This is a genomic window from Actinomadura gamaensis (assembly GCF_042652125.1).
GTDB classification, from domain to species: domain Bacteria; phylum Actinomycetota; class Actinomycetes; order Streptosporangiales; family Streptosporangiaceae; genus Spirillospora; species Spirillospora gamaensis.
Genome location: NZ_JBHSIT010000002.1, coordinates 953,381 through 980,343, shown reverse-complemented (window position 1 = coordinate 980,343; position 26,963 = coordinate 953,381). Strand labels below are relative to the sequence as shown.

General features: G+C 72.8%; 4 protein-coding genes. All 4 read left to right on the top strand.

The genetic code is table 11. The features are described from left to right. The first annotated feature begins 141 nt into the window (after positions 1–141). The 4 genes from ACFPCY_RS09800 (at position 142) to ACFPCY_RS09785 (ending at position 26,960) form a co-directional block, all read left to right on the top strand. Positions 142–5,013, top strand: coding sequence for a type I polyketide synthase (locus tag ACFPCY_RS09800; protein WP_378253500.1), 4,872 nt, complete (start codon positions 142–144; stop codon positions 5,011–5,013). A gap of 43 nt (positions 5,014–5,056) precedes the next feature. Then, a complete protein-coding gene (locus ACFPCY_RS09795; RefSeq protein ID WP_378253497.1) occupies positions 5,057–19,843 on the top strand; it encodes an SDR family NAD(P)-dependent oxidoreductase in 14,787 nt (4,928 codons plus the stop codon). A 5-nt stretch (positions 19,844–19,848) separates the two neighbouring features. Continuing rightward, positions 19,849–25,779, top strand: a complete 5,931-nt coding sequence (locus ACFPCY_RS09790) for a type I polyketide synthase (RefSeq protein ID WP_378253495.1) — start codon at positions 19,849–19,851, stop codon at positions 25,777–25,779. 200 nt (positions 25,780–25,979) lie between these two features. After that, positions 25,980–26,960, top strand: a complete 981-nt coding sequence (locus ACFPCY_RS09785) for a proline iminopeptidase-family hydrolase (RefSeq protein WP_378253493.1) — start codon at positions 25,980–25,982, stop codon at positions 26,958–26,960. The last annotated feature ends 3 nt before the right edge of the window (positions 26,961–26,963 follow it).

Below are 26,963 nucleotides of genomic sequence, written 5' to 3'. Positions count from 1 at the left end.
CGTCAAGGTCTGCAGCTCCGGGCGGGTGGGGGACGTTAGGGGCGGCTAGGGGCTTGGGGGGCTTTGTCGGTCTTCGTAGCGTGAACCCCGGACACGGCGCCGTGTCGCGATCGGCGATTTCTTCAGACCAGGGTGGCTTTGGTGGGCAACGAGGACCGCAACGAGGAAAAGCTTCTCGATTACCTCAAGCGCGCGACCATGGATCTGCGCGCCGCCCGCAAGCGCATCGCCGAAATGGAGGAGCGCGAACGCGAGCCCATCGCGATCGTCTCGATGGCGTGCCGCTACCCGGGTGGCGTCGCCTCGCCGGAGGATCTGTGGCGGCTGGTCGCCGACGGGGTGGACGCCGTTTCCGAGTTCCCGGCCGATCGGGGCTGGGAGGTGGACGGCGTTTATGACCCGGAGCCCGGTAAGCCCGGCAAGAGCGCGGCACGGGAAGGCGGCTTCCTGTACGACGCTGCCGACTTCGATACGGGGTTCTTCGGGATCAGCCCGCGAGAGGCGGTCGAGACCGACCCCCAGCAGCGGCTTCTGCTGGAGACGTCCTGGGAGGCCGCCGAGCGTGCCGGGATCGACCCGCTGTCGCTGAAGGGAACGCCGACCGGTGTTTTCGCCGGCGTGATGTACCACGACTACGCCAACGGCAGCAATGCGGGCAGTATCGTTTCCGGGCGCGTGGCTTACACGCTCGGACTGGAGGGCCCGGCGGTGTCGGTGGACACCGCGTGTTCGTCCTCGCTCGTCGCCGTGCACATGGCCATGAACGCGCTTCGGAACGGCGAGTGCACGCTCGCATTGGCGGGCGGTGTCACGGTGATGACGACGCCTGACATGTTCGTGTATTTCAGCGAACAGCGTGGGCTCGCGGCGGACGGCCGCTGCAAATCTTTCTCTGCTTCGGCGGATGGCGTGGGCTGCTCGGAAGGTGCGGGCGTGCTGTTGCTTGAGCGTCTTTCGGATGCGCAGCGGAATGGCCATCCGGTGCTCGCCGTCATTCGCGGTTCGGCGTTGAATCAGGACGGCGCGTCGAACGGGCTGACCGCGCCGAACGGTCCCGCGCAGCGGCGCGTGATTCGGCAAGCGCTGGCGAATGCCGGGCTGACCACTGCGGACGTGGACGCCGTCGAGGCGCACGGGACGGGCACGACGCTGGGCGATCCGATCGAGGCGCAGGCGTTGCTGGCGACGTACGGCAAAGAACGAGACAGGCCGCTGTGGCTCGGGTCGATCAAGTCGAACATGGGGCACACGCAGGCGGCGGCCGGTGTCGCGGGGATCATCAAGGTCGTCGAGTCGCTGCGGCATGGCGTCCTGCCCAAGTCGTTGTACGCGGACGAGCCGTCCCCGCAGGTCGATTGGGACGCTGGTCAGGTCGAGCTGCTGACGGAAGCGCGTGAGTGGCCGCGTGCGGAGCGTCCGCGGCGGGCGGGCGTCTCGTCCTTCGGGATCAGCGGCACCAACGCGCACGTGATCATTGAGGAGGCGCCCGAGACCGAGGCGGACGAGGTTGAACGGCGGGAGCTGCCGATCGTGCCGCTCGTCGCGTCCGCTCATTCGCCCGAGGCTGTCCGCGATCAGATCGATCGGCTGACCGCCGTCGAGGGAGACGCGCTGGACATCGCGTTCTCCGCCGCGACCGGACGCGCCGCGCTGGAGCACCGGGCCGTCATCGTCGGCGACGAGACCGCCACGGGCGTCGCGGCCGAGGGCAAGCTCGCCTTCCTGTTCACGGGCCAGGGCAGCCAGCGTGTCGGGATGGGGCGCGAGCTGTATGAGACGTTCCCTGCGTTCGCCGCTGCTTTCGACGAGATCTGCGCTGCGCTCGACCTGCCCCTGAAGGACATCGCCTGGGACGACGAGAAGCGGCTGAGCCAGACACGGTTCACTCAGCCCGCGATCTTCGCCCTGGAAGTCGCGCTGTTCCGGCTGGTCGAGTCGTGGGGGATCCGGCCGGACTTCCTGGTCGGCCACTCGATCGGCGAGATCGCCGCCGCGCACGTCGCGGGAGTCTTCGGCCTGGACGACGCGGCGCGGCTCGTCACCGCGCGCGGAAGCCTGATGCAGTCCCTTCCGCCCGGCGGAGCGATGGTCGCGATCCAGGCGACCGAGGACGAGGTCGTCCCGCTGCTCGGCGGCGACGTGAGCATCGCGGCCGTCAACAGCCCTTCCTCGCTGGTCATCAGTGGCGAGGACGCTGCCGTCAGCAAGATCGCTGAGCAGTTCGGCGACCGGAAGCAGACGCGGCTGATCGTTTCGCACGCGTTCCATTCGCCGCTGATGGATCCGATGCTGGAGGAATTCCGGGCCGTCGCCGAGTCGGTCACGTATCACGAGCCGAAGATCCGCCTGGTCAAGGATGTGACGTCCGCCGACTACTGGGTGCGGCACGTCCGGGAGGCCGTGCGGTTCGCCGACGACGTGCGGAAACTCGCCGATGAGGGCGTCACGCGGTTCCTGGAGATCGGGCCTGACGGGGTGCTCGCCGCGATGGCGCAGCAGACGGCCGACGGCACGATGGCCGCGTCCCTTCGGCGCGATAAGCCTGAAACGGCGAGCCTTTTCGTCGGCGTCGGACGGCTCTGGGCCGCGGGCGTTCCGGTCGACTGGAACGCGGTTTTCGACGGCCGCGGCGCACGCCGCGTCCAGCTGCCGACGTACCCGTTCCAGCGCAAGCGGTACTGGCTGCTCGAACAGCCGAAGGCCGCCGCCGGTGCCGACTCGGTCGAACATCCGCTGCTCAGCGCGCTCGTGGACCTCCCCGACGACGGGGGAGCGGTCCTCACCGGACGCGTCTCGCTCGACACCCAACCCTGGCTCGCCGCGCACGACGCGTTCGGCGCGGTCGTCGTGCCGGGCGAAGCGTTCCTCGAACTCGCCCTGTTCGCCGCCGAGCGCACCGGACGCAGCCGCGTCGAGAAGCTCCAGGTCAGCGCGCCGCTCGTGATCGCGGACGACGAGACGCCGGTCCTTCGGGCCGTGGTCGGCGTGGACGGCGCGCTCAGCGTCCACTCCCGCCGGAACGAGGACGCGCCGTGGAACAGGCACGCCGAAGCCGTCCTGACCGGCGAAGCCATCACGACCGCGTTCAGCCGCGACGACGAAACCTACGCCGCGCTGCTCCAGGCCGCCGGCCTCGGCTCGCACGACACGCAGACCCTCGCGCATGCCTGGCAGGGCGTCGGACTGCGCGCCGACGCGGACGGCCGTCCGGCGCTGTCCATCGAGTCGGCCGAGACCCGTCCGATCACGCCTGACGAGCTGCGCGCCGCGACCGGCGGACGCGAGTCCCTCTTCCACGTGGAGTGGATCACGGCCCCGCCGACCAGCGGGAATCCCGGACCACGCGAGATCTACGAGTGCCCGGAACCGAGCGATGACTCGCCGGAAGCGGCGCGCGCGATCGTCCGAGACGTCCTCGCTACGATCCAGGCGTGGCTGAGTAACGACCAGCCCGGAAACGCCAGGCTCGTCGTCGTCACGCGCGGCGCGACCGATGGTTCGGGGCTCGGGCACGCGGCCGTCTGGGGACTGGTCCGCGCCGCCGAGGCGGAGCACCCGGGCCGGTTCACCCTCCTCGACCTGGACGCCGACGCGCCGCTGCCCGACGAGGCGACGCGACGGGACGATCCCGAGATGGCCGTCCGCGACGGCGAGATCCGCGTGCCGCGCCTGGCCCGCGTCCCCGCCACGGAGGCGGCGTCCTCGATCTGGAGCACCGACGGCACGGTTCTCGTCACCGGCGGGACGAGCGGCCTCGGCGCGCTCGTCGCCCGGCACCTCGTCACCGCCCAGGGAGTCAGAAGCCTCCTGCTGACGAGCCGTCGCGGCCCGGACGCGCCCGGCGCGCGCGAACTCGCCGCCGAACTCACCGGCCTCGGCGCGTCGGTGGAGATCGTCGCCTGCGACGTCGCCGACCGCGCCGCGCTCGCCGCCCTCCTTGAGAACCGGACGCTCACCGGGGTCGTCCACTCGGCAGGCGTCCTGGACGACGCGCTCATCGGCGCGCTCACTCCGCAGCGGCTCGACGACGTCCTTCGCCCCAAGCTGGACGCCGCGCGACACCTGGACGACCTGACCCGCGACCAGAACCTGTCCGCGTTCGTGCTGTTCTCGTCCATCGCCGGGACGCTCGGCGGCGCGGGGCAAGGCAACTACGCCGCCGCGAACGCCTACCTGGACGCCCTCGCCCGCGACCGCGCGGCGCGCGGCCTGCCCGCGCTGTCCCTCGGCTGGGGCCCGTGGACGCGGGTCGGCGGCATGGCCGACCGCATGGACGACGCGGAGGTCCGGCGGCTCGCCCGCTCCGGCATGCCCCCGCTGACCCCCGAGGACGGCCTGGCCCTCCTGGACGCGGCGGCGCAGCGAGGCCGCCCGGCCGCGACCGTCCCCGCCCGATTCGACCCGGCCGCCCTGCGTGACCAGGCCGAACTCGGGATGCTGCCGGCGATGCTCGGCGGGCTCGTGCGGGTCCGCGCGGACGGCGGACCGTCCGGCGCGGCGTCCTGGACGCGCCGCCTGGACGGCCTGACCGAGCCGGAACGGGAACGGCTGCTGCTGGAGACCGTCCGCGACCGGGTCGCGCGGATCCTCGGACACGACGGCCTCGCCGCCGTGGAGCCCGACCGCGCGTTCAACGAGATGGGCTTCACCTCGCTCGCCGCCGTCGAACTGCGGAACGCGCTGAACGCCGAGACCGGCCTGAAGCTGCCCGCGACGCTGGTGTTCGACCATCCGTCCGCGCGGGCCGTCGCCGTCCACCTGAACGCCGAGCTGCGGCCCGCCGAGACCGACCCGGCCGCGCCGCTGCTGGCCGAGCTGGACCGCCTGGAGGCCGTCCTGACCGGTCTCGACGCCGGCGACGACGCGCGCGTCCGGGTGACCGCGCGGCTCGAGGCGGTGCTGCGCCGGACCCGCGACGCCGCGACACCGGGCGCCGAGGCCGCCACCGACTTCACGGCCGCGTCCGACAGCGAGCTGTTCGACGCCCTGGACAAGGAACTCGGGATCTCCTGATCCCCGCCCCGATCTTCGCACCTCACCGGATGGGTTGATGTCGATGTCGAACGACGACCGCCTGCGCGACTACCTGCGCCGGGCCGCCGCCGAGCTGCAGCAGACCCGGCAGCGGCTCCGCGAGGTCGAGGACCGGGACCGCGAGCCGATCGCGGTCGTCGGGATGGCCTGCCGCTTCCCCGGCGGCGTCACCTCCCCGGACGGCCTGTGGCGGCTGGTCGCGGACGGCGGCGACGCCGTCACCGCGTTCCCGGCCGACCGGGGCTGGGACCTCGGCCGCCTCTACGACCCGGACGGCGTCCGCGAGGACGCCAGCTACGTCAATGTCGGCGGGTTCCTGCACGACGCGGGCGACTTCGACCCGGCGTTCTTCGGCATCAGCCCGAACGAGGCGCTCCAGATGGACCCGCAGCAGCGGCTCCTTCTGGAGACGTCCTGGGAGGCCGTCGAGCGCGCCGGGATCGACCCGACGACGCTGAAGGGCAGCGCGACCGGAGTGTTCGCCGGGCTCGTCTACCACGACTATCCGGCGAGCAGCATGATGGGCGCGCTCGTCTCCGGCCGCGTCGCGTACACGCTCGGGTTGGAAGGCCCCGCGGTCACGATCGACACGGCGTGCTCGTCGTCGCTGGTCGCGCTGCACTGGGCGATGCGCGCGCTGCGCGCGGGCGAGTGCTCCCTCGCCTTGGCCGGCGGCGTCACCGTGATGGCGACGCCCCAGACGTTCGTGGAGTTCAGCCGCCAGCGCGGCCTCGCCGCCGACGGCCGCTGCAAGGCGTTCGCCGCGTCCGCCGACGGCACGGGCTGGGGCGAAGGCGTCGGGATGCTCGTCGTCGAGCGCCTCTCGGACGCGCAGCGCCTCGGCCATCCGGTGCTCGCGGTCGTGCGCGGTTCCGCGATCAACCAGGACGGCGCGTCGAACGGGCTGACCGCGCCGAACGGGCCGTCCCAGCGACGCGTGATCGCGCAGGCCTTGGCGTCCGCCGGGCTGGAGCCGTCCGAGATCGACCTCCTGGAAGCCCACGGGACGGGCACGACGCTCGGCGACCCGATCGAGGCCCAAGCCCTCCTCGCCACCTACGGCCGCGACCGCGACCGTCCGCTGTGGCTGGGCTCGATCAAGTCGAACATCGGGCACACGCAGGCCGCGGCGGGCGTCGCCGGCGTCATCAAGGTCATCGAGGCGATGCGGCACGGCGTCCTGCCGAAGACCCTCCACGTGGACGAGCCGACGCCGCAGGTCGACTGGTCGGTGGGGAACGTCCGGCTGCTCACCGAGTCCCGAGAATGGGACACGCCGTCCGGGGGACTGCGCCGGGGCGCGGTGTCGTCCTTCGGGATCAGCGGCACCAACGCCCATGTCGTCCTGGAAGCGCCCCCGGCACCGGAGCCGGTCGCGGACGAACGGCACGAGCTTCCCGCGACGCCGCTCATCGTGTCCGCCCGTTCCCGCGAGGCACTGGAGATCCAGCTCGACCGCCTGACCGCCGTCGAGGACGACGCCCTGGACGTGGCGTTCTCCGCCGCGACGGGCCGCGCGGCGCTGGAACACCGAGCCGTGAAGGTCGGCGCGGAAACCGTCACCGACGTCGTTCGCGACGGCCTGACCGCGTTGCTGTTCACCGGGCAGGGCAGCCAGCGCGTCGGGATGGGCCGGGAGCTGTACGAGACGTTCCCGGTGTTCGCGTCCGCGTTCGACGAGGTCTGCGAGGCGATCGATCTTCCGCTCAAGGACGTCATCTGGGCCGACGAAACGAAACTGAACCAGACCGAGTTCACTCAGCCCGCGATTTTCGCGCTTGAAGTGGCGTTGTTCCGCCTGGTCGAGTCGTGGGGTGTCCGTCCGGACTTGCTGGTCGGGCATTCGATCGGTGAGCTGGCCGCTGCGCATGTCGCCGACATCCTGAGCCTGGAGGACGCGGGTCGCTTGATCACCGCACGCGGTCGCCTGATGCAGGCGCTTCCAGCCGGGGGAGCGATGGTCGCGATCCAGGCGACCGAAGGCGAGATCACGCCTCTGCTCAACGCGGCCGTGAGCATCGCGGCGGTGAACAGCCCGTCCTCGCTGGTCATCAGCGGCGATGAAGCGGCGGTCGCCGAGATCGCCGAGCAGTTCAAGGACCGCAAGCAGACCCGGTTGACCGTCTCGCACGCGTTCCATTCGCCGCTGATGGATCCGATGCTGGACGAGTTCCGGGCCGTCGCCGAGTCGGTCACCTACAACGAGCCGACGATTCGCCTGGTCAAGGACGTGGGGACGCCCGACTACTGGGTCCAGCACGTCCGCGAAACTGTCCGGTTCGCCGATGACGTGCGGTATCTCGCTGAAGAAGGCGTCACACGGTTCCTGGAGATCGGGCCGGACGCCGTGCTGACCGCGATGGCGCAGCAGACGGTCGAAGGCACGGTGGCCGCGACGATGCGCCGCGACCGTGACGAGACAGCAAGCCTGTTCACCGGCGTCGGACGGCTCTTCGCAGCAGGCGTCCCCATCGACTGGAACGCCGTGTTCGACGGACGTGGAGCCCGCCGCGTCGAGCTGCCCACCTATCCCTTCCAGCGGGAGCGGTACTGGCATATCGATGACGCCGCGAACGGCGATCCCACGTCGCTGGGGTTGGGCGCGGCGCGGCACCCGCTGCTCGGCGCGACCGTGATGGTCGCCGGGTCGGACGAGTTCGTCTTCACCGGACGGCTGTCGGTCGGGGCGCAGCCGTGGCTCGCCGACCACGTTGTGGGCGACGCCGTGCTGTTCCCCGGGACCGGGTTCGTGGAGTTGGCCGTCCGCGCGGGCGATGAGGTCGGCTGCGGACGCATCGACGACCTCGTCATCGAAGCACCGCTCGTCCTGCCGGAGCGCGGCGGCGTCGCGGTCCAGGTGGTCGTCGGCCAGGCGGACGCGTCGAACCGCCGGGCCTTCCGGGTCTTCTCGCGCGACGAGGACGCGATCGACCTTCCCTGGACGCAGCACGCGACCGGCGTCCTGGCCGAGGCCACGGCAGCGCGCGCGTCCGAGCCGACGCGCGGGACGGAACTGGCGCAGTGGCCACCGGACGCCGAGCCGCTCGACCTGGACGGCTTCTACGCCGAACTCGCCGACGCCGGGCTCTCCTACGGCCCGGCGTTCCAGGGGCTGAAGGCCGTCTGGCGGCGCGGCGACGAGGTGTTCGCCGAGGTCGAGGCGCCGAGTGGCGCCGAGGCGGGCGCTTTCGGGCTGCATCCGGCCGTACTGGACGCGGCGCTGCACGCAATCGCGCTGTCCGGCGCCGTCGAAGGTGGGGAGGCGGCGCTGCCGTTCTCCTGGTCGGGCGTGGAATTGCACGCGTCCGGGGCGTCCGCGCTCCGGGTGCGCGTCACGCGTGTCCGCGACGGTCAGGTGGCACTTGCCATCGCGGACGCCGCGGGCGACCCGGTGGCCGGCGTCGAGTCGCTGGCGTTGCGTCCGCTCGCCGCCGTCCAGACCGCCGCCCGCGCCGACTCCCTGTACCGGGTGGCGTGGACGCCGATCGCGTCCGGCGGCGACATCCCCGACGACATCGGAGTCCTCCGGATCACCACCACGGACGTGCGCGCCGCGCTCAGCGAGACCCTCGAAGCCCTCCAGTCGGCCTCCGGGCGACTGGCGGTCGTGACGCGCGGCGCGGTCTCGGTGGACGGCGAGGACGTGACCGACCTCGCCGGTGCCGCCGTGTGGGGCCTGGTGCGCAGCGCCCAGTCCGAAGACCCCGGACGGTTCGTCCTGATCGACGTGGACGGCGACGGCACCGCCGATCTCACACCTGCCCTGACCAGCGCGGAACCGCAGGCGGCGCTCCGCGCGGGCGAAGCCTACGCGCCGCGCCTGGTCCGCCTGACGGCCGCCGAAGGCGACGAGCCCGAGCCCGCGTCCTTCGGCGACGCGGTGCTGATCACCGGGGCGTCCGGTGCGCTGGGCGGGCTGTTCGCCAAGCATCTCGTGACCGAGCACGGCGTCCGGAACCTGCTGCTGACGAGCCGCCGCGGCCCGGACGCGCCCGGCGCGGCCGAACTCGCCGCCGAACTGACCGGGCTCGGCGCGACGGTGGAGACCGTCGCGTGCGATGTCGCCGACCGCGCCGCGCTCGCCGCCCTCCTCGAAGGCCGGACGCTGACGGGCGTCGTCCACGCGGCGGGTGTCCTGGACGACGGCGTGATCTCGTCCCTGACGCCCGAGCGGATCGACCGCGTCCTGCGGCCGAAGGTGGACGCCGCCCTGCACCTGCACGAGCTGACGCGCGACATGGACCTGTCCGCGTTCGTGCTGTTCTCCTCGGCCGCCGGGGTGATCGGCGCTCCCGGCCAGGGCAACTACGCCGCCGCCAACGCCGTCCTCGACGCGCTCGCCGCGCACCGCCGCTCGCGCGGCCTCGCGGCGCAGTCGCTCGCGTGGGGGCCGTGGAGCCAGGTCGGCGGCATGGCCGGAACCCTCGCCGATGCCGACCGGTCGCGGATGTCGCGCGGCGGCGTCGTGCCGATCTCGCCCGACGACGGGCTCGCCCTTTTCGACAACGCCCTTCGCGCGGACGAACCCGCCGCGCTCCCGATGAGGCTCGACCTGGCGGCCGTCCGCGCGAGCGGGACGGTGCCGGAGCTGCTGCGCGGACTCGTCCCCGTCGTCTCGCGCGGCACCGCTGGCGCCCGAGCCGACGCGGACGGCCTGCACCGCAGCCTCGCAGGCCGCACCGACGACGAACGCCTCGACGTGCTGCTGACGCTCGTCCGCGCCCGGTCCGCCGCGGCGCTCGGCTACTCCGGCCCGGACGCCGTGGACCCGGACCGCGCCTTCCGCGACCTCGGCGTGGACTCCCTCGCGGCCGTCGAACTGCGTAACGGGCTCGCCGAGGCGACGGGGCTGAGGCTGGCGGCGACGCTGGTGTTCGACTATCCGACGCCCGCCGTCCTGGCCCGGCACCTGCTGGACGAGCTGTCCGGCACGTCCGACGAGGCGGTCCTTCGCCCGGCCACGACCACGGCCTCGCCCGACGCGGACGATCCGATCGCGATCGTCGCGATGAGCTGCCGGTATCCCGGCGGCGTCACCTCGCCGGACGACCTGTGGCGGCTCGTCGCGGACGGCGTGGACGCGATCTCCGCGTTCCCGACCGACCGCGGCTGGGACATCGGCCGGATCCACGACCCGGACGGCGCCCGTCCCCAGACCAGCTACGTCGACCAGGGCGGCTTCCTGCACGACGCGCCGCGCTTCGACGCCGACTTCTTCGGCATCAGCCCGAACGAGGCGCTGGTCATCGACCCACAGCAGCGGCTCCTGCTGGAGGCGTCCTGGGAGGTCCTGGAGCGCGCCGGGATCGACCCGACGACGCTGAAGGGCAGCCCGACCGGCGTGTTCGCCGGGATGATGTACCACGACTACACCTACAACAGCAGCACGGGCGCGATCGCCTCGGGACGCGTCTCCTACACGCTCGGTCTCGAAGGACCGGCCGTCACGGTGGACACGGCCTGCTCGTCTTCGCTGGTCGCCCTGCACATGGCCGCGCAGGCGCTGCGGACCGGTGAATGCTCGCTCGCGCTCGTCGGCGGCGTCGCCGTCATGGCGACGCCCGAGACGTTCGTGGAGTTCAGCGAGCAGCGCGGCCTCTCCCGGGACGCCCGCTGCAAGTCCTTCGCCGCGGCGGCGGACGGCACGATCTGGGCCGAAGGCGTCGGGATGCTGCTCGTCGAGCGCCTCTCGGACGCGCGCCGCAACGGGCATCCGGTGCTGGCGCTCGTCCGCGGGTCGGCGCTCAACCAGGACGGCGCGTCGAACGGGTTGACCGCGCCGAACGGGCCGTCCCAGCGCCGGGTGATCCGGCAGGCCCTCGCCAACGCCGGGCTGACCACCTCGGACGTGGACGCCGTCGAGGCGCACGGGACGGGCACGACGCTCGGCGACCCGATCGAGGCGCAGGCGTTGCTGGCGACGTACGGCCGCGATCGTGATCGTCCGCTCTGGCTGGGTTCGATCAAGTCGAACATCGGGCACACGCAGGCCGCCGCCGGAGTCGCGGGGATCATCAAGATGATCGAGGCGATGCGGCACGGCGTCCTGCCGAAGACTTTGCACGTGGACGAGCCGTCCCCGCAGGTCGATTGGGACGCGGGTCGGGTCGAGCTGCTGACGGAGGCGCGCGAATGGCCGCGTGCGGACCGTCCGCGCCGGGCGGGCGTCTCCTCGTTCGGCATCAGCGGCACCAACGCGCACGTGATCATCGAGGAGGCGCCGGAGCCGGAGCCCGAGGCCGTCCCGGAGGACCGCCGCGACCTGCCGGCGGTGCCGCTCGTCGCGTCCGCGAAGACCGCCGAAGCCCTGGAAGCCCAGATCCAAAGCCTCACCGAGTTCGCCCAGGACCGCAACGAACTGGACGTGGCGTTCTCCGCCGCGACGGGCCGCGCGGCGCTGGAACACCGCGCGGTGATCGTCGGCGACGAGACGGTCTCGGGCGTCGCGTCCGAGGGACGCCTGGCGTTCCTGTTCACGGGCCAGGGCAGCCAGCGCGTCGGGATGGGCCGGGAGCTGTATGAAGTCTTCCCGGTGTTCGCCGCTGCGTTCGACGAGGTCTGCGGTGCGCTCGGCCTGCCTCTGAAGGACGTGATCTGGGCTGACGAGACCCACCTGAACCAGACCGAGTTCACGCAGCCTGCGATTTTCGCGCTCGAAGTGGCACTGTTCCGGTTGGTCGAGTCGTGGGACATCCGCCCGGACTTCCTGGTCGGTCACTCGATCGGCGAGCTGGCCGCCGCGCACGTTGCGGGCGTCCTCAGCCTTGAGGACGCGGCGCGGCTGATCGTGGCGCGAGGTCGCCTGATGCAGGCGCTTCCGGCCGGGGGTGCGATGGTTGCGATTCAGGCGACGGAGGATGAGGTCGCGCCGCTGCTCGATGACCAGCTGGGGATTGCGGCGGTGAATAGCCCGTCCTCGCTGGTCATCAGCGGTGACGAAGCCGCGGTTGCAGCGATTGCCGAGCGGTTCGCCGATCGGAAACAGACGCGGTTGACCGTCTCGCACGCGTTTCATTCGCCGCTGATGGATCCGATGCTGGATGACTTCCGGAAAGTCGCCGAGTCGGTCACCTACCACGAGCCGAAGATCAAACTGACCAAGGACGTCACGACGCCGGACTACTGGGTGCGGCATGTCCGTGAAGCCGTCCGGTTCGCGGATGACGTGCAGCGCCTCGCCGACGAGGGTGTCACCCGCTTCCTGGAGATCGGGCCGGATGCCGTGCTGGCTGCGATGGCGCAGCAGACGGTCGAGGGCACGATGGCCGCGACGATGCGCCGCGACCGAAACGAAACCGCGAGCCTTTTCGTCGGCATTGGACGGCTCTTCGCCGCAGGCGTCGCCATCGACTGGAACGCCGTGTTCGAGGGACGCGGCGCGCAGCGCGTCGAGCTGCCCACCTACCCCTTCCAGCGGCAGTTCTTCTGGATCGAGCAGGGCCGCGGGCTGGACGCGTCCGACCATCCGCTGCTCGACGCGGCGGTGTCCGTCGCCGGGGTGGATCAGGCCGTCCTGACCGGGCGGTTGTCGCCCGCGTCGCAGGCGTGGCTGGCCGAGCACGCGGTCGGCGGCATGACGATCTTCCCGGGGACCGGGTTCGTGGAGCTGGCGGTCCGCGCGGGCGACGAGGTCGGGTGCGGACGCGTCGAAGACCTGACCATCGAGGCTCCGCTGGTCCTGCCCGCGCGCGGAACGGTCGCCGTCCAGGTCGTCGTCGGTTCGCCGGACGAGACCGGGCGGCGAACCGTCGAGATCTACTCGCGCGACGAGGACGAAGTGCTCCGCCCCTGGACGCGGCACGCCGAAGGCGCCCTCGCCGCGGCCAGCACGAAGGCCCCGGCCGCGGGCATCACCCAGTGGCCGCCCGCCGGCGCCGAGCCCGTCGCCATCGACCGGCTGTACGCCGACCTCACGGAGGCCGGGCTGGAGTACGGTCCGCTCTTCCAAGGCCTTCGCGCCGCATGGCGCGGGTCCGGGGACGAGAACGAGGTGTTCGCAGAGGTCGTCCTGAACGGCGACCCCGGCCGCTTCGCGCTGCATCCCGCGCTCCTGGACGCCGCGCTGCACGCGATCCCGCTGCTCTCGACCGACGACCGGGTGGTGTTGCCCTTCGCCTGGTCCGGCGTCGAGCTGCACGCGTCCGGCGCCGAGATGCTGCGCGTCCGGATCGCCTCGCGTGGCCACGACCAGGTGACCCTGGAGGCCGTGGACGGCGCGGGTGAACCCGTCATCTCCGTGGGCTCGCTCGCCCTGCGGCCCCTCGCCGAGCAGCGCGCGACCCGCGTCGACTCGCTGTTCCAGGTGAAGTGGGTTCCGGTCGAGGCCACCGGCGACGCGCCCGCGGACGTGACCGTGCTGGACCTCGGTGGCGACGACTCCCGGACCGCTCTGCACCGCGTCCTCGAAGCCCTCCAGACCGCAACCGGTGCGCTCGCGGTCGTCACGCGCGGCGCGGTCTCGGTGGACGGCGAGGACACGCCCGACCTGTCCGGCGCCGCCGCGTGGGGGCTCGTGCGCAGCGCCCAGTCCGAGGACCCGGGACGGTTCCTTCTCATCGACGCGGCGGACGACGCGGAGGTCGCGCTCGCGCTCGCGACCGGTGAACCGCAGGTCGCCGTCCGGGACGGGAGGGCGTACGCGCCGAGGCTGATCCCGGCCGCCGCGACGCCCGCACCCGAACCTTCGACCGTCTTCGGCGGATCGGTGCTGGTCACGGGCGCGCTCGGCGCGCTCGGCGGGCTGGTCGCGCGGCATCTGGTGACCGAGCACGGCGTCCGGAGGCTGCTGCTGACCAGCCGCCGCGGCCTGGCCGCGCCCGGCGCGTCCGACCTGGTGGAGGAGCTGGCGCGGCTCGGCGCGGACGTCGAGGTCGCCGCCTGCGACGTCGCCGACCGCGACGCCCTCGCCGCGCTCCTGGACGGCCGGGACCTGACCGGCGTCGTCCACGCGGCAGGTGTCCTGGACGACGGCGTGATCGGATCGCTCACTCCTGAACGGCTTGACCATGTGTTCGCGCCGAAGGCTGTGGCTGCGCAGCATCTGCATGAGCTGACGAGCGAGATGAACTTGTCGGCGTTCGTGCTGTTCTCCTCGGCGGCGGGTGTGCTCGGCGCTCCCGGTCAGGGCAACTATGCGGCAGCTAACGCCTACCTCGACGCTCTGGCCGCGCATCGCCGCGCGAACGGGCTCCCGGCGCAGTCGCTCGCCTGGGGACTCTGGGAGAGCGACGCGGGCATGGCGGCCGTGCTGGACGACCGCGACCGGCAGCGCATCGACCGGTCCGGCGTGACCGGCCTCTCCGCCGAACAGGGCCTCGGGCTCCTCGACAGCGCGGGCACTCTCGCGCCGTCCCTGCTGGTGCCGATGAAGCTCGACCCGAAGTCGCTCACCACCGGGGACGTCCCGTACCTGCTGCGCGGACTCGTCCGCGGGCAGGGACGCCGGGTCGTGCGCGGCGAGGCCTCCGCGTTCCAGGAACGCCTCGGGCGGGTCCCGGCGGCCGAGCGTGAAGGGTTCGTGCTGGACCTCGTCCGGCGGCAGACCGCCGCGATCGTCGGCCACTCCGGTCCCGAGGCCGTCGCGCCCGACCGCGCTTTCAAGGACCTCGGCTTCGATTCGCTCGCGGCCGTCGAACTGCGTAACGGGCTCGGCGAGGCGACGGGCCTCCGGTTGGCCGCGACGCTGGTGTTCGACTATCCGACACCCGCCGTCCTGGCCCGGCACCTGCTGGACGAGCTGTCCGGAACCGTCGCGGACGTCCCGGCCCCTCTCGCGCGTGCCAGCGCCGCCGCGCCCGACGACGACCCGATCGCGATCATCGGAATGTCCTGCCGGTACCCGGGCGGCGTCACCTCGCCGGACGACCTGTGGCGGCTCGTCGCGGACGGCGTGGACGCGATCTCCGGCTTCCCGACCGACCGCGGCTGGGACATCGAACGCGTCTACGACCCGACCCGCACCCGGCCCGAGACCAGCTACGTCGACCAGGGCGGATTCCTGTACGACGCGGCCGAGTTCGACCCGGCGTTCTTCGGGATCAGCCCGAACGAGGCGCTCACGATGGACCCGCAGCAGCGGTTGCTGCTGGAGGCGTCCTGGGAGGCGCTCGAACGCGCGGGCATCGACCCGACGGCGCTCAAGGGCAGTCCGACCGGCGTGTTCGCCGGGATGATGTACCACGACTACACCTACAACAGCAGCACGGGCTCGATCGCCTCGGGACGGGTCGCGTACACGCTCGGCCTGGAAGGGCCGGCCGTGACGGTCGATACCGCGTGCTCGTCGTCGCTGGTCGCGCTGCACTGGGCGATCCAGGCGCTGCGGTCGGGCGAGTGCACGTTGGCGCTGGCCGGCGGCGTGACCGTCATGGCGACGCCGCAGACGTTCATCGAGTTCAGCCGCCAGCGCGGCATGGCGTCCGACGGGCGCTGCAAGTCGTTCTCTTCCTCGACGGACGGCACGGGCTGGGGTGAGGGCGTCGGGATGCTGCTGGTCGAGCGCCTGTCGGACGCGCGCCGCCACGGACACCCGGTCCTGGCGGTCGTGCGCGGCACGGCCATCAACCAGGACGGCGCGTCCAACGGGCTGACCGCGCCGAACGGGCCGTCGCAGCGCCGCGTCATCGCCCACGCCCTCGCCGTCGCGGGACTGACCCCGTCCGAGATCGACCTGGTCGAAGCCCACGGGACGGGCACGACGCTCGGCGACCCGATCGAGGCGCAGGCGTTGCTGGCGACCTACGGCAAGGATCGCGAAGAGCCGCTGTGGCTCGGGTCGATCAAGTCGAACATCGGGCACACGCAGGCCGCTGCGGGGGTCGCGGGGATCATCAAGGTCGTCCAGGCGATCCGCAACGGCCGGATGCCGAAGACCCTGCACGTGGACGAGCCGACGCCGCAGGTGGACTGGGACGCCGGTGACGTCCGGCTGCTGACCGAGCCGCGGGACTGGCCGGAGCGCGAGGCTCCGCGCCGGGCCGCCGTGTCGTCCTTCGGGATCAGCGGCACCAACGCGCACGTCATCATCGAGCAGGCCCCGGAACCGGATGCCCCGGCCTCGGACCCGGCCGAACGGCGCGACCTGCCGGCCGTCCCGCTGGTGGTGACGGCGAAGACCGCCGAGGCGCTGCACGTCCAGCTCGACCGCTTCGCGTCCTTCGACCGCGACGACCTGGACGTGGCGTTCTCCGCCGCGACGGGCCGCGCGTCGCTGGAACACCGCGCGGTGATCGTCGGCGACGAGACGGTCTCGGACGTCGCGTCCGAGGGGCGCCTGGCCTTCCTGTTCACGGGCCAGGGCAGCCAGCGCGTCGGGATGGGCCGGGAGCTGTACGAGACGTTCCCGGTGTTCGCGTCCGCGTTCGACGAGGTCTGCGGTGCTCTCGATCTGCCGTTGCAGGACGTCATCTGGGGCGACGAAGCACGCCTGAACCAGACGGAGTTCACCCAGCCTGCGATCTTTGCGCTCGAAGTGGCGTTGTTCCGCCTGGTCGAGTCGTGGGGTGTCCGTCCGGACTTCCTGGTCGGTCACTCGATCGGTGAGCTGGCCGCCGCGCACGTCGCGGGAGTGCTGAGTCTCGAAGACGCGGCTCGGTTGATCACCGCGCGGGGCCGTTTGATGCAGGCGCTCCCAGCCGGGGGAGCGATGGTGGCGATCCAGGCGACCGAAGGCGAGATCACGCCTCTGCTCAACGCTGAGGTGAGTATCGCGGCGGTGAACAGCCCGTCCTCGCTGGTCATCAGCGGGGCCGAGAATGCAGTGGCCGAGATTGCCGAGCAGTTCAAGGACCGCAAGCAGACCCGGTTGACCGTTTCGCACGCGTTCCACTCGCCGCTGATGGATCCGATGCTGGACGAGTTCCGGGCCGTCGCCGAGTCGGTCACCTACCACGAGCCGACGATTCGCCTGGTCAAGGACGTGGGGACGCCCGACTACTGGGTCCAGCACGTCCGCGAAACTGTCCGGTTCGCGGACGACGTGCGGTATCTCGCTGACGAAGGAGTCACCCGCTTCCTGGAGATCGGGCCGGATGCCGTGCTGGCTGCGATGGCGCAGCAGACGGTCGAGGGCACGATGGCCGCGACGATGCGCCGCGACCGAGACGAGACCGCGAGCCTCTTCGTCGGCATTGGACGGCTCTTCGCCGCAGGCGTCGCCATCGACTGGAACGCCGTGTTCGACGGACGCGGAGCCCGCCGTGTCGAGCTGCCCACCTATCCCTTCCAGCGGCAGCGGTTCTGGGCCGAGGCGCCGGAGGCGTCCGGTGACGACACCGGCAGCCCGCTGCTCGCCTCCATGGTCGAACTCCCCGACGACGGCGGGGTCGTGTTCACCGGCCGGTTGTCGGCGGACGCGCATCCCTGGCTGGCCGATCACGCCATCGGCGACGCCCTCGTCTTCCCCGGCACGGGCCTGGTCGAGCTGGCGATCCGGGCCGGGGACGAGGTCGGCTGCGGGCGCCTCGACGACCTGACCGTCGAGGCACCGCTCGTCCTGCCCGAGAGCGGCGGCGTCCGGATCAGGGTGACGGCCGGCGCGGCGGACGGCGACGGGCGGCGTCCCGTGAGCGTCCATTCACACGACGGCGAGGACTGGATCCGGCACGCGGAAGGCGTCCTGGCGGCACCGTCCGCGACCACGGAGCCGTTCGGACAGCAGTGGCCACCCGCCGCCGAGCCCGTCGATCTCGACGGTTTCTATGACGAGATGGCCAAAGCCGGGCTGACCTACGGCCCGATCTTCCAGGGGTTGCGTGCCGCATGGCGCGGTAACGAGAACGAGGTGTTCGCCGAGATCGTCCTGAACGGCGATCCGGATCGGTTCGGGATCCATCCAGCGTTGCTGGACGCCGCGCTGCACGCGATCGCGCTCACCGGTGGCGAGCCTTCGCTTCCGTTCTCCTGGTCGGGCGTGGAGCTACACGCGACGGGCGCGCGGGCCCTGCGGGTCCGGATCGTCCGGGACGAGGACGGCGCGGTGCGGATCGACGCCGCCGACGAGTCGGGCGCGCCCTTCGCGTCGATCGGCGGGCTCGCGCTGCGGCCGTTCGCCGCCGACGCGTTCACCGGCGCGCGGAGCGGTCACCGGTCGCTGTTCGAGATCGCCTGGACGCCCGTCACCGCCAACCCGCGTCCCATCCCCGAGAACGCCGAGATCCTGCACATCCAGGACAAGGACCCGAAAAACGCGCTGCACGAAGTCCTCGCAGCGCTCCAAAGCGGGACGCCCGGACTGGTCATCGTGACCCGGGACGCCGTGTCCGTGGACGGCGAGGACGTCACCGACCTGGCGGGAGCCGCGGTCTGGGGCCTGGTCCGAAGCGCCCAGTCCGAAGATCCGGAACGCGTCGTCATCGTCGATGCGCGTGACGACGCCGAGATCGCGCTGGCCCTCGCGACCGGCGAACCGCAGGTGGCCGTCCGGGACGGCAGGGCGTACGCGCCGAGGCTCGTCCGCGCCGCCACCGACGAGACGACCGAAGCCTCGTTCGGCAGCGGGACGGTCCTGATCACCGGCGCGACCGGCGCGCTGGGCACCCTCATCGCCCGCCACCTGGTCGCAAACCACCAGGTCAGAAGCCTGCTGCTGGCCAGCCGCCGCGGTCCGGAAGCTCCGGGCGCGGAGGAACTCCGCCGCGAGCTGGTCGGACTCGGCGCGGACGTCGAGTTCGCCGCCTGCGACACGTCCGACCGCGACGCCGTGGCCGACCTCCTGAAGGGGCGGAACCTCACGGGTGTCGTCCACGCGGCGGGTGTCCTGGACGACGGCGTGATCGAATCGCTCACTTCCGAGCGGCTTGATCGTGTGTTCGCGCCGAAGGCCGTGGCTGCGCGGCATTTGCATGAGCTGACGAGCGAGATGAACTTGTCGGCGTTCGTGCTGTTCTCCTCGGCGGCGGGTGTGCTCGGCGCTCCCGGTCAGGGCAACTATGCGGCAGCTAACGCCTACCTCGACGCTCTGGCCGCGCATCGCCGCGCGAACGGGCTCCCGGCGCAATCGCTCGCCTGGGGACTCTGGGAGAGCGCGGACGGCATGGCCGCCACCGCCGACGCCGGGCGCCTCTCGCGCGGCGGAGCGGCGGCGCTGCCGGTCGCCGAAGGGCTGGAGCTGTTCGACCTCGCCGGGACGCTGCCCGCGCCCGTGCTCGTCCCGATGAGCCTGGACACGAAGGCGCTCGACCCGGCGGAGGTCCCCGCGATGCTGCGCGGCCTGGCGCGCGGGAGCGGGACGCGGCGGGCCGTCGCGAACGGCGCGGGCGGGGCCGCCGAGCTGCGCAGGCTCGCCGCGCTGCCCGCCGACGAGCGCGACGACGAGCTGCTGCGGATCGTCCGGGAGCACGCGGCGACCGTCCTCGGGCACGCGGGGCCCGAGGCGATCGAGCCGGACCGGGCGTTCGGCGATCTGGGCTTCGACTCGCTCGCGGCCGTCGAGTTCCGGACGGGCCTCGGCGCGGCGATCGGGTTGCGGCTGCCGCCGACGCTGGTGTTCGACCACCCGAACGCGCGCGTCCTCGCCGCGCACCTCGCGGCCGAGATCGTCCCGGAGGACGGCGCCGACCCCGGAGACGAGGACGCCGTCCGGCGCGTGCTCGCCGCGATCCCGCTCACCCGCCTCCGCGACGCGGGCCTCATGGACGCCCTGCTCGAACTGGCCGGCGTCGCGGCCCCGGCCGCCGCGGCGGCGGACGGCGGCGCGGCGGGCGCGAGTGCCGGCGCGATCGACGACCTGGACACCGACAGCCTGATCAGCCTGGCGCTGGACGGCGCCGACGCCGGCCCCGACGCCGGCGATGCGACCTGGGAAGCGTGAGGACGATGGCGGACACCGACGGCAGGATCGTGGCGGCGCTCCGCGCGTCGCTCAAGGAGACCGAGAAGCTGCGCGCGCGGAACCGCGCCCTGGAGGCCGCGTCCCGCGAGCCGGTCGCGATCGTCGCGATGGCGTGCCGCTATCCGGGCGCGGACTCGCCCGAGGCGCTGTGGCGGCTGGTCGCGGACGGCGTGGACGCGGTGTCGGGGTTCCCGTCCGGGCGCGGCTGGGACGAGGCGGGAATCTACGACCCCGAACCCGGACGGCCCGGGAAGACGTACTCGCGCGAGGGCGGCTTCCTGCACGACGCCGCCGAGTTCGATCCCGAGTTCTTCGGCGTCGGCCCGAACGAGGCGCTCACGATGGACCCGCAGCAGCGGTTGCTGCTCGAAGCGTCCTGGGAGGTCCTCGAACGGGCGGGCATCGATCCGACGTCCCTCAAGGGCAGTCCGACCGGCGTGTTCGCCGGGATGATGTACCACGACTACACCTACAACAACAGCACGGGCGCGATCGCGTCCGGCCGCGTCTCCTACACGCTCGGCCTGGAAGGGCCGGCCGTGACGGTCGATACCGCGTGCTCGTCGTCGCTGGTCGCGCTGCACTGGGCGATCCAGGCGCTCCGGACGCGCGAGTGCTCGCTCGCCCTGGTCGGCGGCGTGACCGTGATGGCGACGCCCGAGACGTTCATCGAGTTCAGCCGCCAGCGCGGGCTGTCGCCGGACGGCCGCTGCAAGTCCTACGCGGACGCCGCGAACGGCACCGGCTGGGGCGAGGGCGTCGGGATGCTGCTCGTGGAACGCCTCGCCGACGCGCGCCGCAACGGGCATCCCGTGCTCGCGGTCGTGCGGGGCTCGGCGATCAACCAGGACGGCGCGTCGAACGGCCTGACCGCGCCGAACGGCCCGTCGCAGCGCCGCGTGATCGCGCAGGCGCTCGCCAACGCGCGCGTCTCGTCCGACCAGATCGACATGGTCGAGGGGCACGGCACCGGCACGACGCTCGGCGACCCGATCGAGGCGCAGGCGCTCCTCGCGACCTACGGCAAGGACCGCGAGCAGCCGCTGTGGCTCGGGTCGATCAAGTCGAACATCGGCCACACGCAGGCCGCGGCCGGGGTCGCGGGGATCATCAAGGTCGTCCAGGCGATCCGCAACGGCCGGATGCCGAAGACCCTGCACGTGGACGAGCCGTCGTCGGCCGTGGACTGGGACGCGGGGAACGTCCGGCTGCTCACCGAGCCGCGCGACTGGCCGCGCGGCGAGCACCCGCGCCGGGCCGCCGTGTCGTCCTTCGGGATCAGCGGCACCAACGCGCACGTCATCATCGAGGAAGCCCCGCGCGAGGAAGCCGAGCAGCCGGAGCAGCCGGAGCGGCCGGAGCGGACCGTCGGCGGACCCGTCCTGTGGAACCTTTCGGCGCGCAGCACGACGGCCTTGCGCGCTCAGGCCGACCGCCTGCTCACCCACCTGAACGCGCATTCCGAGCTGGACGCGTCCGACGTCGCCTTCAGCCTCGCGACCGGACGCGCCGCGCTCGAACACCGCGCCGCGATCGTCGCCGACGACCGTCCCGGCCTGCTCGCGGGCCTGGCCGCGCTCGCCGAGGGAGCGTCCGGGCCGTCCACCGTGACCGGCCGCACGCGCGAGGGCAAGACCGCGTTCCTGTTCACCGGCCAGGGCAGCCAGCGCGTCGGCATGGGACGCGAACTCTACGAGGCGTACCCGGCGTTCGCGGCGGCGTTCGACGAGGTCTGCGAGGCGGTCGGCCTCCCGCTCAAGGACGTCGCGTGGGGCGACGAGGCCCGGCTGAACCGGACGGAGTTCACCCAGCCCGCGGTCTTCGCGTTCGAGGTCGCGCTGTTCCGGCTGCTGGAGTCGTGGGGCGTCCGCCCCGACCACCTGGCCGGGCACTCGATCGGCGAGATCGCCGCCGCGCACGTCGCCGGCGTCCTATCGCTGGAGGACGCCGCGCGGCTCGTCGCCGCGCGCGGACGCCTCATGCAGACGCTCCCCGAAGGCGGCGCGATGGTCGCGATCCAGGCGGCCGAGGACGAGATCGTCCCGCTGCTCACCGACGAGGTGGGGATCGCGGCCGTCAACGGCCCGTCCTCGGTGGTCGTGTCCGGCGAGGAGGCGGTCGTGCTGGCCATCGCCGACCGGTTCGGGGACCGCAAGCGGACGCGGCTGGCCGTTTCGCACGCGTTCCACTCGCCGCTGATGGATCCGATGCTCGCCGACTTCCGGAAGATCGCCGAGAGCGTCTCCTACAACCGGCCCACTCTCAGGCTGCCGAAGGACGTCACGACGCCCGAGTACTGGGTCCGCCACGTCCGGGACGCGGTGCGGTTCGCCGACGACATCGCGCTGCTGGAAGGCGCGGGCGTCACGCGGTTCCTGGAGATCGGCCCGGACGGGATCCTCACCGCCCTCGCGCGGCAGACCGCCCCCGACGCCACGGCCGTCGCCGCCGTCCGCCGTGACCGGCCCGAACCCGCCACGCTGCTCGCCGCGCTCGCGAACCTGCACGTCAGCGGTGCCTCACCCGACTGGACGGCGTTCTTCGACGGGCGCGGCGCCCGGCGCGTCGATCTGCCGACCTACCCGTTCCAGCGCAGGCCGTTCTGGCTCAGCGAGCCGTTCACCGGGGGAGCAAGCGGCGACGCGGCGGCCATGGGTTTGACCGCGCTCGACCATCCGCTGCTGACCGCCGAGATCGCCGTGCCCGGCGCGGCGACGACCGTGTTCACCGGGCGGCTCGCCCTGGACACGCATCCCTGGCTCGCCGACCACGCGGTGTTCGGCGCGACGATCCTGCCCGGCACGGCGTTCGTGGAGATGGCAGTCCGGGCGGGCGACCGTGTCGGCTGCGGGACCGTCGAGGAGCTGGCCCTGCGCGCCCCGCTGATCCTTCCCGAGGACGGCGGCGCGCGGCTGCGGCTGACCATCGGCGAGCCCATGGACGACACAGGCCGCCGAACGTTGACCGTCCACTCCCAGCCCGACGACGGCACCGACTGGACGCTCCACGCCGAAGGCGTCCTGGCCTCGGGCAGCGAAGCGCCGTCCGAGCCGTTCGCTTGGCCGCCCTCGGGCGCGACCCCGCTGGACACCGGCGACGCCTACGAGCATCTCGGCGCACTCGGCTTCGCCTACGGACCGGTGTTCCAGGGCCTCCGCGCAGCCTGGCAGGACGGAGACGACACCTTCGCCGAAATCGCGCTGGACGAGACCGCCGCCGCCGACCGCTTCGTCCTGCATCCGGCGCTGCTCGACTCGGCGCTGCACGCGCTGATGCTCGGCGCGAGCGACGACGACGCCGCGCGCCTGCCGTTCGTCTGGAACGGCGTGCGGGTCCATGCGTCCGGGGCGAGCGCGGCGCGCGTGCGCCTGACCCGGAAGGGCGATGGCGGCCTGGAGATCCGCGTCGCCGACGCGCAGGGACGGCCTGTCGCGTCCGTCGACTCGCTGGTCGTGCGGGAGATCGCCGCCGAGCAGCTCGCGACCGCGAGCGGCCCCGGTGACAACCTCTTCCGCGTCGAGTGGACGCCGGTCCAAGGGGCGGTCACGGCCGCTGACACCGTGGTCAGCGCCCTCGCCGAGCTGCCCGAAGTCGTGCCCGCGACCGTCGCGCTGACGCTGCCCGAAACCACCGGCGAGCTGGCCGCGGACGTCCATGCCGTCACGGCGAGCGTGTTGCGGACCGTGCAGGAGTGGCTGACCGGCGAGCAGTACGCGGCGTCGCGGCTGATCGTGGTCACCCGCGCGGGCGAGCTCGCGCACGCGGCCGTGACCGGTCTGGTCCGAGCCGCCGGGGCCGAGGACCAGGACCGCTTCGCGCTCCTCGACACCGACGACCCGACCGCGATACCCGCGCTCCCGGCCGACGAGCCGGAGGCGCGTCTCCGCGACGGCCGTCTGCTCGTCCCGCGCCTGGTCCGAGCCGACACCGCCCCCGAGAACACGACGCCCTGGGACAAGCCGGGCACCGTCCTCATCACCGGCGGGACGGGCGGCCTCGGCGCGCTCGTCGCCCGTCACCTCGTGACCGCGCACGGCGTCCGCGACCTGCTCCTGACCAGTCGCCGCGGCCTCGACGCGCCCGGAGCGGCCGGGCTCAGGGACGAGCTCACCGCGCTCGGCGCGACGGTGGAGGTAGCGGCCTGCGACATCGCCGACCGCGACGCGCTGAGGTCCCTGCTCGACGGCCGGACGCTCGGCGCCGTCGTGCACACGGCGGGCGTCCTCGCGGACGGCATGATCGCGAACCTCACCGCCGACGACCTGGCCCGCGTCCTGCGCCCGAAGGTGGACGGCGCGATCAACCTGCACGACCTCACGCGCGATCACGACCTCGCGGCCTTCGTCCTGTTCTCCTCGGCGGCCGGCGTGTTCGGCTCGCCCGGGCAGGGCAACTACGCCGCCGCCAACACCTTCCTCGACGCGCTCGCCGAGCACCGCCGCGCCGAAGGCCTGCCCGCGCAGTCGCTCGGCTGGGGCCTGTGGGCGGACAGCGGCGGCATGGCCGGCGGCCTGACCGAGACCGACCTGCGCCGCCTGCGCCGCCAGGGGATGCCCGCGCTGCCCGACGAGGACGGCCTCGCCTTGTTCGACCTCGCGTCCGCGCGCTCCGAACCCGTCCTCGTGCCGCTCGCGCTCGACGTGCGCGCACTGCGCTCGGGGACGGGCGGCGGGGAACCGCCCGCGCTGCTCCGCGGCCTGATCCCCGCGTCCAAGCGGCACGCGGCGTCCGGCGGCGGCGACCTCGACCCGGCCGCGCTGCGCCGCGAGCTGGCGGCCCTCCCGCCCGAGCGGCGCGTGGACGAGCTGGGAACGCTCGTCCGGACCATCGCGGCCGTCCTGCTCGGCCACGACGGGCCCGACCACATCGACCCCGAACGCGACTTCCTGGAATCGGGGTTCGACTCGCTCGCCGCGATGGAGCTGCGAACCGCGCTCAACGCCGCGACCGGCCTGAAACTGCCCGCGATGGCGGTCTTCGACAGCAAGACCCCGGCCGGGCTCGCCCGGCTCGTCGCCGCCGAACTCGCGCCCGAACTCGCCGGGACAGGGGCCGTCCCGGCGGCGGAGGAGCAGGACGCGGCCGACGACACCGTGACCGACCTGTTCCGGAAGGCCGTCCAGGCGGGCGACACGTCCGGCGCGATCGCGCTGATGGGCGCGGTCGCGGCGCTGCGGCCCCGGTTCGCGCCCGGCGATCCGGTCGCGCCCCCGCGCGCCGTGCGGCTCGCCGACGGCCCCGGCCGGCTCCGCCTGATCTGCCTCGCGACGCCCATGGCGGGCGGCGGCGTCCACCAGCACGCCCGCCTCGGCGCGGAGTTCCGCGACGTTCGGACGGTCGCGGCGCTGCCGCTGCCCGGCTTCGGACGCGGCGAGCCGCTGCCCGGCTCCGCCCGCGCGCTCGCGCACGTCCTCGGCGACGCCGTGCTGGACGCGGCGGACGGCGAACCGTTCGCGCTGCTCGGCTACTCGTCCGGCGGGATCATCGCGCACGTCCTCGCCCGGCACCTCGCCCGGCACCGGCAGGCGCCGCCCGCCGGGCTCGTCCTCGTCGACACCTTCCGCGTGGACGACGAGGCGATGAACGTCGGGTTCGACCAGCTCATGGGCGCCCTGCTGGGCATGGAGTCCACCTATGGGAGCTACGACTCGGCGCGGCTGTCGGCGATGACGCACTACTTCGACGTGCTGGCCGGGTTCGACCCGTCAGGGCTGGACGTGCCGACGCTGTTCGTTCAGGCGTCCGAGCCGTTCGTCGAGCCGCCCGAAGGCGCGGACGCGGGCGCGATGCTGGCCCGGCCCTGGGACCCCGCGCACGTCCTGCGGACGGTTCCCGGGAACCACTTCACGCTCGGCCAGGAGCACGCGCCCGACACCGCCCGCGCCATCGAGGGCTGGCTGGGATCCCTGGCCTGAGAACCGGCTCCGGCAAAGGGACCAGGAACGCGGGTTAGGGGGTGGCGCGCCGGATTAAGGGTGTCCGGCGCACCATCCCCGGAACTAGCGTCGCGATCGTCGGAATCTTCCCGGAGACCGTCGATTCACGCGCGCGAAAGCGCCGCTGTCCGGCCGCGGGATAACCGGCCGCAATAAGCGACCTTGAGGTGGTTGAGAGAATGTCGCCGACGTCCACGGCAAAAGGGACCGTCCCGTTCCGGGGGCACCGGACCTGGTACCGGGTGACCGGCCGGCCGGAGCCGGACCGCCCCGCGCTCGTCGTCGTGCACGGCGGCCCCGGGGCCACCCACGACTACCTGCTCGGGCTCACCGCGTTCGCCGAGCGCGGCTGGCAGGTCGTCCACTACGACCAGCTCGGCAACGGCGGGTCCACGCACCTGCCCGACCGCGGCGCCGGCTTCTGGACGCCCGAGCTGTTCCTGGACGAGCTGGACAACCTGCTGAACCGGCTCGGCGTCGCCGGCGACTACGCGCTGTTCGGCCAGTCCTGGGGCGGGATGCTCGCCGCCGCGCACGCCGCGGCCCGGCCCGCCGGGCTGCGCGGCCTCGTCGTCGCGAACGCCCCCGCCTCCTACCGGCTGTGGCTGGACGAGATGGCCGTGCTGCGCGCCGCCCTCCCGCCCGGCGTGGACGAGACGCTGCGCCGCCACGAGGCGGCCGGGACGACCGGAAGTGAAGAGTACATCGACGCGATGATGGTCTTCTACAAACGGCACGTCTGCCGCCTCGACCCGTGGCCCGGCGAATACATGGCCACTTTCATGGAAACGCACAGCGATCCGACCGTTTACCGGACGATGAACGGGCCGAGCGAATTCCACGTGATCGGAACGCTGCGCGATTGGTCGGTCGTGGACCTGCTGCCGGACATCGCCGTCCCGACGCTGGTGCTGTCCGGACGGCACGACGAGGCGACGCCCGCCGCCGTCCGGCCGTTCCGCGACCTGATCCCCGGCGCCCGCTGGGAGGTCTTCGAGGAGTCCAGCCACGTCCCGCACCTGGAGGAGCCCGCGCGGTTCACCGAGGTGCTCGGCGGCTTCCTCGACGAGATCCGCGCGGGCGCGGAAGCGGACGCGGGCGCAGGCACGGACGCGGCGGGCGCGGCGTCCGCGACGGCGACGACGGTGAGCGGAGGCTGAGCG